Here is a 12,303-nt window from a genome sequence, read left to right on the forward strand (position 1 = left end):
TTTAGTCATCTAAAAACCCCACAACCTTTTTTATCAAGAGCATCTTCTAACCAAGATGGATCCATCGTCAAAAGATTATCAGGGAGTTCATTTGGTTTAAAAAATCGGATGTCTACACTTTCTGATTCATCAATTCTTAATTTACCCCCGATAATTTCAGCTTCAAAATAATTTGTTATAAAATGGGTCGTTTTTCCATTTGGGTAATGAATAATTTGGCTGGTTGGGTCTGAATACACACCAATCATTCTCGTAATGTTTACGATAAGCCCTGTTTCTTCCTTTACCTCACGAATGACAGCTTCCTTAACCGTCTCGCCAATCTCAATATGTCCGGAAATTAATCCCCATTGGTTTAAATCTTTTCTTTTTTGCAGTAGAATCTCATGGTTCTCGTTAAAGATTGCGACAGCAATAGCTGGATATACCCTATCAACATCATTGTACACTTTTTACATCTTCACCTTCATCAAAAAATAATGAATGAAACATCTTTATATTATCGTCTACAAAACCAACTTGGTGTTTATTTTGAGCATGCATAACAAACTTAGCGAAGTTTTCTGGTTCGACAAATCCGTTTTCATCGTATTCATAGATTAAATCAAGTGCTGTAATTTTTCTTCCACGTTTCTTCTTTCTTTCAGGCAATGGTTGATTTCCTATGAAGAGCATAAAAAGATGATTTGATTCTAAGAGATTGATCAAAAGTTTTTCATCACTTTCTAAGCGATAATACATACCAAGGTGACGTAAATAAGCCTGTTCATAATTTTTATTCATTGCATCATGCAAACTTAGATATGCACTTGCCGTAACCTGTAAGAAATCTTCAGGTTCCAAATCAAATTGATCTATCTTACTCATATCATAGGAGCTCAAAGAATGCCCTCTGAGTATCCATAATTCCAGCCTTGATAGTTCATAGAACAACTGTCGATGCTTTAAACTGTGCTTCATGGCACGATACCGTGCGCCATCTAAATTACTCTGTTCATTGGAAAACCAATTGGTATAGACTAACAATAGATTGATAAACAACATGATATAAAGAAAGGGTGTACCTTTGTGAAATATAATTATACCTGTCATAACAACACTCGTAATTATGTTAAATAAAACACCACCAAATAAAAATTGAAATAGCGGAGGATTATCCCTTTCCTCATGGATCATCCTGCAATGCCCCAATAAACCCTTAATCGGCATTATTCTAATGCTAAAATTACCAAACTCATCTTTAAAGAGTGTCCAAATCAAGATCCCAAAACCAATAAATTCATAGCCATTAAGTAAGCCCATCACTAGATGACCCATTTCATGAATCCAGACAGTTAGTAAAAGCGCTGAAAAAACCAGCCCAACATTATTGATTATTGTATCGATGATTGTATCTATCATAGTGTCAATATCGACATCCATAATTGGCGTAAGCACAGATAAGCCAATCCCAATCATGACGCCAATAACTATCGGAACCAATTTACGTTTATCTTTTATTTTCTTTGCCATTGCATTGTCATCTCCACTTCGTTATTTTCCTTATCAAGAGATTCGTTGATCACCATAAACCCTTGTCTATCATAAAACTCAACAGCTAAGTTATTATTTTTATACACATCTAAGCTTAAACAATCACGCTTACGTTTGACATAGTCAATTAATTGGTAACCAATCCCTTTATTTTGAGCCTTGCTGCTGACAAAAAGACCGGCAATGTATTCATTGACAAGTCCTATAAAACCAAGTATCTCATGATCATTTTCATAGACGTAAAGCTCTGCTTGAATGAGTGCTTCTTTAACCCTTGAATAGTTTTCTTTCCAATAAGACTCATTCACAAAATTATGGGCTTCTATATTACCATCTAACCAAATTTTCATGATTTTTTCTAAATCACGTTCTCTAAATTTTCTTATCATAATCTAACCTTGAGTTCCTTAGTCATTATATACTCCGTTTCTTTCTCAATGTAAATTGTAAATCCTAGGATTTAGTTAATAATTTTTGAACCTTCTAGATACTTATCAAAATCATCTTTGTCACCTTTCCAAGTAAGCAATCCCATATTATCTTTACTTGAATCAGCTCTTTGTTCAATAAGTTCTGCAGCGGTGTAACCATGAATTGCATAATGCATTTTATTCTGTACCGTCGCGAAGAAATCTTTAGTTGTTTTACTATCTTTTGAATAGTCGACAGCCGTTGCATAAATATCCGTAATCTTTTGATAAAAGCGTCTTTCACTGGCTCTTATTTCTTGAATTTCAGCAATTAAATGTTCAAAATAATCTTCATCGAAAATTTGTCCATTAATTAATCTGTTTTTATCTAAAATATATCCTTGCTTTGTAAAAGTATTTAAAACTTTAGTTGCCCACTGCCTAAACTGTAATGCTCTTTCAGAATTTGTACGATAACCAACGGCAATTATGGCTGATAAAGAATAGAATTTATATTGATAAGTTTTACCATCATCCGCAGTATGTGCAAATTTTGCACATACTGAATCTTCTTCTAGTTCATCTGTTTCAAATATGTTTTTTAAATGCTTTGACACTACAGTTCTATCCACATCAAATAACATAGATATGGATTTTTGGGTTAACCAGACATTACCATCTTGTACACGCACTTCTATGGAGTCACTTCCTGCATCTTTGGTGAAAACCATAAAATCTACAGTACTATTGCGTATTTGTATCGTCTTACTTTTCATCGTTCAATTCCTTTCTAAATAAATATATTTTTACATGAATGCATTTGAATATTCCCTATTATTTAGGACAAACTCTTTCTCTTTTCTAGCTTAATTTTTGCTTACTCAATGAGCTTTTTGTTGTAACAACACCACTGTTTCCACATGCAGTGTATGTGGAAACATATCGACAGCTTGAACCTTAACGACATCATACTTTTCACTCAGTTGTTTTAGATCATTGGCTAAGCTTTTAGGGTTACAACTCACATAGACAATTCGCTCTGGTTCAGTTTCTAAAACTGCTTCAATAAATGATGGATGTAATCCTTTACGTGGGGGATCAACCATTAAGACATCCATGGCTTGTGTTTTAATATATTCTTTCATAAAATTCTCAGCTTTATCTGCTACAAAACTGACATTATTAATCTTATTCAGGCGAGCATTTTCCTTGGCCATCTTGACAGCATCTTCTACTATTTCAACACCATAGACATGCCTTGCTTGTTTAGCCATCATTAAGCTAATGGTTCCTATTCCTGAATAGGCATCCACAACGACATCCTCTTCTTTAAGTTCAGCAAACTCAAGTGCAGTTTGATATAGAACTTCTGTTTGGTCACTGTTCACTTGGAAAAAAGATTGACTTGATATTTTAAACGTTAAATCAAGTATCTTATCTTGGTAGGTATCATCGCCAAAAAGAACTCGTTTTTTTGTTCCTAAAATTACATTTGTTTGTTTAGTGTTGATATTTTGCACTAGGCTTACCAAATTGGGAATTGTATCAATGAGCTCGTTAATAAAATCTTGATTTAAGCGATCTGTTGTATTCGTGACTAAAATAATCATTTGCTCATCGGTATGTTGGGCTTGTCTCACAACAATATTTCGTATTATTCCCTCATGAAACGTTTCATCATACGCTGATATATTATATTTTCTTAACAAATCACGAACAAGGAGCACGGTCTTGTCAATCCGTTTGTCTTGAATATAAAATTCTTCAATTGGGATCAATTGATGACTTCGTCTTCTAAAAAAACCAGTCTCTAAAACGCCATTCACTTCTCGAACTGGAATTTGTCCTTTATTTCGGTAGTTCCATGGATTTTTCATACCAATAATTGGTAAAAACTCAATCTTGTCATCGACTATGTTCGTCGTGATGAGATCTTTTACTGTTTTTTCTTTAAACTTAAGTTGCGCTTGATAGGTCATATGTTGAAGGGGCATTGTGCCTGTAATCGTTGCTTTTTTATCTAAAATATCGATACGATCATCGGATTGTTTTAATACTTCAACAAGAATTGCGATTGCAAAGCGTTTTTGGACGTTTATAATCTTTGCAATTACTCTTTCATTTGGTAATGCTGATTCAACAAAAACTGTAAAACCATCCACCTTAGCAACACCAAATCCTTGATCACTAAGATCTATTATTTCTAATTCTATTTGCTCATTTTTTTGTAACATTGTGATTTCCGCCTATCTATACGTACTATTATACTAAAAATTAGGTTCTTTTTAGTACTTCTTTAACATTTTTGCTTCTTTTTAAAATATTATCTTTTATATACGGTATAATACTAACATAGAATGCATTAGAAAGTTAAAAGGGGTGAATTGTTAATGCAGAAATATGCAATTGGTGTGGATATTGGTGGTACCGGAATGCAGATTGCTTATATTGGGGAAAATGATGGAATTATTAAGAAAGTTCAGATTCCTACAGAAGCTAAAAATGGTGGCGCTGATATCATAGAGCGCTTGTCGATTGAAATAGAAAATCTTTTGGATGAAAACATCATGGGTATTGGTGTTGGTACAGCAGGTCAGATTGATAATGAAGGTGTTATTCGTTCGTGTACTGCTAACTTTAAAGATTGGAAAGGGATTAATTTAAAAACTGAGTTAGAAACTCGTTTTAACCTTCCTGCTCAAATTGTAAATGATGTTCAAGCGATGAGTCTTGGTGAAATGATTTATGGTTATAGTTATCCTAATATGATCTCATTAGCACTTGGTACAGGTGTTGGTGGCGCTATTATTAACAATGGTAAATTATACCGTGGAACAAATGGATCAGCAGGTGAAATGGGACATGCTGTGCTTGTTCCTTTCGGTAAAGAGTGCCCGTGTGGAAGTCAGGGTTGTCTTGAAACTTATTTATCAGGAACAGCCATTGAAAAAAGATATCTGGAATTAAGTGGTGAAGAGAAAAAGGGACAAATCATTTTCAAGCAAGACGATGAATATTCTAAACAGGTTGTTGATGAGTTTTTAGATTACTTAGCAATAGCAGTCGCTAATATTGCTAACACATTTGCACCGGATGCTGTTGTCCTGAGCGGTGGTGTTGTTGGTTCTTTAGAGCCTTTTATGGATGACATAAGAACACGCTCGTTACAATTTACACTTGAAGCGAATAAAGAGGTCAAAATCTTACGATCTAACCTTCTAAGCGATGCCATGATTTTAGGTGCTGCAAGTACAATTTTTACTGAGGTATAAAAATCACATTAGTAGTATTAAATCAAATCACTCCTTATAATGAATAGGAAAAGGAGTGATTTTTTATTATGCAAATTGCTAGAAAAGGTGTACCAACTACAATCGATGGGATTCAGTTAACTGTCGGTGACAAAATTAAACCATTTAACCTTGTCAACCGCGAAGGAACAAAGGTGAGTGAGAAAGATTTTGAAGGTAAAAACCTCTTAATTTCTGTATATCCTGATATCAACACTTCCGTATGTGATCGTCAAACACGACAATTTTTCGAACTTGCAAGTTCGGTAGAAAACTGTGAAATTCTCAACGTATCAAATAATAGTTTGGATGCTTTAAATGAGTGGTGTGCTACCAGTGGTTTAGATGTTCAAATGTTATCAGCTCAAGATACAACATTCCAAGAAGGATTTGGCTTATGGATGCCTGAATTTGAAGTCTTAGCACGTTCGATTTTCGTTGTTAACAAAGATGGAATCATTACATATAGCGAAATTGTTCCTGATATGGCTCAAGATCCTGATTACGAACAAGCCATTAAGGCAGCCAATAGTTTATAATCAAAAAAGATTGCTTACATTAAAATGTAAACAATCTTTTTTTTCGTATTTTTTAATCTTTTTTTAACTTTGAAACAACAAGAAGAATCATTCCAATCATTGTTAAAGCAAGACTGATATACAATGTTGTATTACCTAAACCTGTGCTTGGTAATGATGGAGTTTTACCTGCTCCTAGTGCTTCTTCAATTGAATGGTTAACAAATTCAAGGGTTTCTGCTTCATAGACTCCTTCAAACGATTCTTGAATTTCAAATTCAAGGAATTCTGTTGAAAGTTCAAACCCTTCTGGTGCTTTTACTTCTTGTAGGAAGTAATGTCCAGGGGCTAAATTTTCAAGATGCAATACGCCCTCTATTGTGACTAGATTTTCGGTAATTATCTTCTTATCACGATCGAGTAAATTAAATTCTGTGACATAGTCCGTAATTAATTCACCGTTTTCATCAACCTTTTTAATGTGAACTGACCCTTGATAGTTTACAAAATCTTCAAGTTCAATTTCTAATTTTCCAAGGTTTCGATCTGTAACTTCAAACGGTATTTCTTGACTGTTAAGAATATAACCTTCTTTAGCTTGGAGTTCTTTAAATACATAGCTTCCAGGTGCTAAACCGTCGACTTTAACAAGTCCTTGTTCATCGGATTCGACTTGAGTTAACAATGTGCCTTGAGCATCATATAAACCAAAGACAACACCATTTAAGCCATTACCATTTTGATCAACTTTATTAAACTGAACCATTGCCGTGTAGTTCATAAAGTCAGAAAGACTTAGGGTTAATTTACCTTCATGTTCAGTAGGGACATCCACCTCAATGACTTCTTCATTCACTAAATAACCATGACTTGCATGAGTTTCCTTGATTGTGTAATGTCCAGGAGCAACATTATTGAATAAAACTTTTCCAGTTTCATCAGAAACTGCTTCACGTACAATTTCCTGGGATTGATTTATTAATACAAATGTACTTTCCGCTAATATTTCTTTATTTTCATTAACTTTATTAAATTCAATACTTGCTTGATAGTTAATGAAGTCATCCAGTTTAATACTTGCTTTTCCTTCATTTTTTTCAGGAACTGTAAATAAAACTTTATGACGATTTAATAAGTATTCACTTGGTGTTTTTACTTCAGTTACTTCATAATCACCTGGACTTAATTCAGTAAACTGGACCAAGCCATTCTCATCAGATTCACTCGTTTGAAGTAGGTTTCCTTCTGAATCTTTAAGTTCGAAGATCGAGCCAGCGATTGCCGTTCCTGCTTCATTTACTTTATTAAATTGAACATTTGCTTTGTGATTAATGAAATCAGCAATTTTAATGATTGGATTTCCATTGAATGTTGATGGGACTTCCACACTGACAACAGTTTCGTTGAGGAGGTAATCAACACTTGCTTCAAGTTCTTTAATCGTATAAAGACCTGGTTCTACATTCTTGAATGTTACTAAACCATTAACATCACTGATTGATTCAGTAACAATGTCACCTGTAGCATCAATCAATGCAAATTTATTATCACTCAATACTTCGCCTTGACTATTTTTCTTCGTAAATTCTATTTGAGCCTTGTAATTAATGACATCATCAAGTTCTTTGATAAGTTTCCCTGAGAAAGACTCTGGGATTTCAAAACTAATTTCATTTGAATTTAAGATATAGCCTGAAACTGTTTCTAACTCTTTAATTGAATATGAACCAGGTTTTAAGCCATCAACCTCAACCCGTCCTGCTTCATTGGATGTTAAAGTATCAAGCAATTCATCTTGTTGATTGTATAAACCAAAGACAACATCTTTAAGTGGATTTCCTGAAGCAGATTTCTTGTTAAAGCCAATCTTGGCTTGATAGTTTATAAAGTCATTTTCATTCAGTGTAATTTTTCCAGAAAATTCTTTAGGAACACTGACCTTGACGGTTTCTGTATTGATTAAGTAGCCATCACTTGCTTTCACTTCTTGAATTTCATAAGATCCAGGTTTAATATTCTCAAACAAGACCTTACCATTTTCATCAGATGTTGCTGTTTTAACTGAATCACCTTGTTCATCAATAAGTTCAAAGACACTGTTTGCTAATGCTTTTTGCTCTTCATTCACTTTCATGAATTCAATGCTTGCTTGATAGTTCACAAAATCTTTAAGATCGATAATAGGTTGCCCTTCAAATTCTTTGGGTACAACAACATTGATTTTATCTAAGTTAATTAAATGATTCTCATCAGACTTTGTTTCGCTGATTTGATAGTGTCCAGGACTCAGTTCTTTAAAAATAACTTGCCCTTTTGCATCGGATGTCGCAACAGCTACTAGCTCATTGTTTTCATTTCTAAGTTCAAATTCTGAATTGGCAAGTGGACGACCTGCTTCATCAATTTTAATAAACTTAATTTGTGCTTTATAGTTGATGAAATCATCAAGGGTTTTTTTAAGGCTTTGATTCGTTGATTTTGGTACAACGACATCAATCAATGTACTGTTTAAGACATAGCCATCTAAAGCACTAACCTCTTTAATTGTATATTGACCTTCATTAACATTTTTAAATTGTACATATCCTTCTGAATTACTTGTTGTGGATTGAATCACATTTTGATCTTCATCCACTAATTCAAATCTAACATTGCTTAAACCATTGTTTTTCTCATCCTTTTTAGAAAACTCTATGGATGCTTGGTAGTTTGTAGCTTCAACTTCTTTCACAACTTTTTTATCAGATTCATTTTCAATGGTAAATGTAATTTTTTCATTGTTGATTAAGTATGAATCAGGTGCCTTTACTTCTTGGAAGTAATAATCACCAGGTGCTAAGTTATCAACATTTATTTTACCTTCAACATTCGTTGTGTAAGTTCCCACTAAGTGCTCATTGTGGTATAAGTTAAACTTAGCATTTTCCAAGAACTTCGTTGAATCTTCACCATCAACTTTAATTAATTCTACAAATCCTTGATGGTTTTCAAAAGAATAAGTAAAACTTTCTGTCACCTGATCAGTATCAGAAATGACAAATTCTAGTTCACTTGTATTTAAAATATGATTTTCACTCGCTTTGATTTCTTTAACCTTATAAAAGCCAGGTAAGATTCCTTGTGAATGATTATTGAAGGTAGCAAGACCATCAGCGCCTGTGACATTGGATGTCTCGATTAGCTTCCATGTTCCATCATCAAGTTTTGAAAAAAGTTCAAATTGAGCACCATTTAGCTCTCCTTGACTCGATGATTCTTTTTTGATGTTGATTTTTCTAAATTTGTTTTCAACATGACCAAGATCATTTTCACTGTTTGTTTTAATCGTAATGTAGCCATTATGATCAGCAACTGGTTCTTCGAAGACTTTTTCAGAAATTACATGACCATCAACGGTTGAAATTTCTTTAATTAAATAACGACCTGCACGCATTTTGTCCGCTTTAACCATCCCTTGACTATCGGATGTTAATTCAGTGACAAAGACTTCTTTCCCACCTACCAGATAGTAAAATTCAAACTTAACACCTTCAAGGGCATTCCCGTTCTCACTTACTTTCTGAAAGCTCACTTGGGCATTCTTTGCAGTCGCTGCACCAGCAGAACTCAAATTACTACTTGTCACGCTATCCGTAACAGTAATGTCTTCACTGTCAACTGTATCTGCTTCCATTTTAACATCATTTTTTACATTGAATGAATGACCTTGTAGATTTTCAGGAGCTGAATACATGACTTGATAAGAAACGAAATAGGCTCTTTCGACTCTTGTTTTCCCATCAGGATGCAATTCAAGTGTAAAGGACTCATTTCCTTCAGTATCTGTGGTAAACACAACACTATAATCTGTTCCTTCTTGAAGGGCTTTCCCTTTTTCAAGCGCACCATTTGAAAATACGTTACTGTCATACACTTTAAGTGAATCTCTGACATAACTTTGATTCATATCCACTTGATCAATGACTTTAATATTTTCTAAAACAGACTGAGAAGCATTAATACGCATTTCCCAATTTAAGAATGGAGCAAGACCACCTGTTACTTGAGATTTACTCAAATGATTACCACTATTTGGAACCAAGACTTCTTCTTGGACCACGGTTGAGTTACCTTTATCATTCACCAAAATTGCTTTGTTAATGTAATCACCGGTGATTAATTTATCATTTAAATTTGCCTTGTATTTTAGTACAATACTCTCTTCTAATCCATGATCAACAGTAATCTTGAACTCTTTTTCATTTACTAATTCTTTGTCTGAAATGATTTTATCCGCCGACGTGTAAGCTAAACGCTCAAAGGCTAACGGATTTAAGTTCGCATTTTGATCATAATCAAATTTAGCATATTCAAAAATTAACGGTAACATAAAGTCTTGATTACCTGATAAAACGTCATATACTTTAGTACTTTCTGTTAATTTATTGGCATTAATGAATAAATACCATGTAATTTCTTTTGTCTCAGCATTATAGCGTCCAAATTTCGCCCCATCTTTTAATGAGTAATCAGAAATCGTTTGCTCAGCTGTCGATGATCCTTTGTAATGACCATCAGGCAAATCGCTATTTTCAAAATATAAATCAGCTTTATTGATCGCTTTTTTATCAAGTTTATAATCATTAGCATTGTTTGTATCTTCTGTATCAATCAAGCTCGTATCAAATGTTGAATAAAACGAGATAAAGAATTGACTATCACTTGATTCATTCATTTCAAGGGTAAAACCAGCATCAGTTTCTTTTAAAATGTATTCAGATGCTTCAACACGTTCAATTTTTTCCGGTCGAATACCACGATTATCTTTCGTAATCTTTGTAACTTCGATTGAATTTAAGTCAATATCATGACCTAAAGAAGCTAATGTGTCCGTAATTAAAATATTTTCCATCATTTGATAACTTTGGTTAATCGTAATTGTCCATGGAATTCTTTGATTTTTATAATCAACACGGCCAGCTCGTTTAACGATAAAACCATTATTTATTCCAGGTTTGGCACCCCCGATTTGAGTACCATCTAATTCAATCACGTTCATGAAATCATTAGGATTTGGATTAATGATGGTGTCTTTAATTTTTGTTTTATAAGTAATTTCAACAACATCTTTGATTTCTCCATAATTAAAATCAAAACCACCCTCTTTATTCTGGGTTAAATATTGTTGTGGGTTCTCAATCTTTTTACCGCCAATTTTAATTTCTAAACTTTCATCGATAAAATTCATAACATCGCCATTAAAAACATCAGTTAATGATGGGTTTTTTATGAGACGTTTGTCAGAATTATAAACAATTTTCCATGTCATTTCACGGTTAGCCATATCGTATCCTAATGACGATTTATGAGCAATTGGAGCGAATCTTAACTGAGCTTGAGCCGATACACGTTGAACTTGTTCGTCTGTTTCACTGTTTTTAATCACTGCATGATTATGAATAACTTCAGGATTTTTCTCATTTCCGGTTAGTGGAATTTCTTTATTATATTTCGTTTTAACAATTATTTTATAGGCCTCATTAATCGTACCTAAGTCAACCTTAACATCTTGACCATCAATCATAATGCCTTCGTTGACTACAAGTGTCTCAACAATTTCTCCACGTGGGTTATAAATCAATTTATAAACCTCAACACCATCTGGTAAAATTGTTAAAGCAGGATCAATGCTATCTTCAACCACAATATTTTCTAATTTATCACCATTACGGTTGACATTAATAGTCCATTCGACAAATTCTTTGTCCTTAACTTGACTTGTTTTTGAGTTATTATTTGCGACACGTTCTTCATCAATTACAACTGAGACATAATCCTCTAAAGTAAATGGATTTTTTATTTCAATTGTTTGTTTTTCTTCAAATAACTCTTCTTTCAGTTCAAACTCTAAATTAATGTGTCCTTCAACATCATTAAAAAGGTCACTACTTTTTAATTTAAACATCAACTGACCATTCTCAACTAAATATTGGCCAATTATTTCACCATCCAACATGACGTTCTGAAGTGGTCCATCTTGATTCACTGACTTAATGTCAATAACATCTGGGAGTTTAAACGTAAAAAAATCTCCAGTCACTAAAACTAAATCTGGATTAATCGCCCAATCAACGATGTAATTTATTTTTTTATTTTTAAATGATCCTGGTGTTAAAACTGTTCCATCTTCAAGTTCTTTACCATCAATCAATAATTTAAAATTTGAAAACTTTACATTGTCTTGATTGTCCTGAAGGATATTTTCGGGATCACGAAGATTTAATTCAGTTTCTGTAACAATTTCTTCTTCTTGAATTGCTTCCTCACTTAATGTTTCTTCTATTTTTTGATTGTTTTCATTGTTATGTTCTTCCTTAACAGAGTCTTCTTTCTCTATATCTGGGGATAAAGCGTTGATATCGGTTGTGCTTGGGGCTTCGACATCAGCATAAACGCTCATTTGCCCAATAAGCAACATAAAAACAAGTGCTATAGTTAGCACATTCTTTTTCTTCATCAATATTCTCCTTCTTCTAACTCTTTCGCATTCAATACTATATCACTTTATTTTTT

8 protein-coding genes are annotated in these 12,303 nt (G+C 33.4%); 2 read left to right on the plus strand and 6 right to left on the minus strand.

The features are described from left to right. Positions 1-5: 5 nt before the first annotated feature. From GVV10_RS05865 to rlmD, 5 genes are all read right to left on the minus strand, one after another. Positions 6-449 carry an NUDIX domain-containing protein gene (locus GVV10_RS05865; RefSeq protein ID WP_159520582.1) on the minus strand — a complete coding sequence of 148 codons (444 nt, stop codon included), beginning with the start codon at positions 447-449 and terminating at the stop codon, positions 6-8. Beyond that, positions 439-1,512 (minus strand): site-2 protease family protein, encoded by a 1,074-nt coding sequence (locus GVV10_RS05870; protein WP_159520585.1) that lies wholly within the window; start codon positions 1,510-1,512, stop codon positions 439-441. Before GVV10_RS05870 ends, GVV10_RS05865 begins: the two co-directional genes overlap by 11 nt. Beyond that, on the minus strand, positions 1,497-1,922 hold the full coding sequence (locus tag GVV10_RS05875) for an N-acetyltransferase (protein WP_159520587.1): 426 nt from the start codon (positions 1,920-1,922) through the stop codon (positions 1,497-1,499). Before GVV10_RS05875 ends, GVV10_RS05870 begins: the two co-directional genes overlap by 16 nt. A gap of 71 nt (positions 1,923-1,993) precedes the next feature. Beyond that, positions 1,994-2,674, minus strand: coding sequence for a RhuM family protein (rhuM, locus tag GVV10_RS05880; RefSeq protein ID WP_201290006.1), 681 nt, complete (start codon positions 2,672-2,674; stop codon positions 1,994-1,996). Positions 2,675-2,824: 150 nt separating this feature from the next. Next, the gene (rlmD, locus tag GVV10_RS05885) at positions 2,825-4,177 is read right to left on the minus strand and encodes a 23S rRNA (uracil(1939)-C(5))-methyltransferase RlmD (RefSeq protein ID WP_159520591.1); all 1,353 of its coding nucleotides are present in this window, start codon (positions 4,175-4,177) and stop codon (positions 2,825-2,827) included. A 156-nt stretch (positions 4,178-4,333) separates the two neighbouring features. On the opposite strand from rlmD, the gene GVV10_RS05890 reads away from it, so the two are divergent. Both GVV10_RS05890 and tpx read left to right on the plus strand, forming a co-directional pair. Then, positions 4,334-5,215 carry an ROK family protein gene (locus GVV10_RS05890; RefSeq protein ID WP_159520593.1) on the plus strand — a complete coding sequence of 294 codons (882 nt, stop codon included), beginning with the start codon at positions 4,334-4,336 and terminating at the stop codon, positions 5,213-5,215. A 68-nt stretch (positions 5,216-5,283) separates the two neighbouring features. After that, entirely contained in the window at positions 5,284-5,772 is a 489-nt protein-coding gene (tpx, locus tag GVV10_RS05895) for a thiol peroxidase (protein WP_159520595.1), read from the plus strand. 52 nt (positions 5,773-5,824) lie between these two features. Here the strand turns inward: tpx and GVV10_RS05900 are convergent, their stop codons facing one another. Beyond that, positions 5,825-12,247 (minus strand): SpaA isopeptide-forming pilin-related protein, encoded by a 6,423-nt coding sequence (locus GVV10_RS05900; RefSeq protein WP_159520597.1) that lies wholly within the window; start codon positions 12,245-12,247, stop codon positions 5,825-5,827. Positions 12,248-12,303 lie beyond the last annotated feature (56 nt).

Origin of the sequence: Erysipelothrix urinaevulpis, assembly GCF_009828835.1 — a bacterium.
Taxonomy (GTDB): domain Bacteria; phylum Bacillota_I; class Bacilli_A; order Erysipelotrichales; family Erysipelotrichaceae; genus Erysipelothrix; species Erysipelothrix urinaevulpis.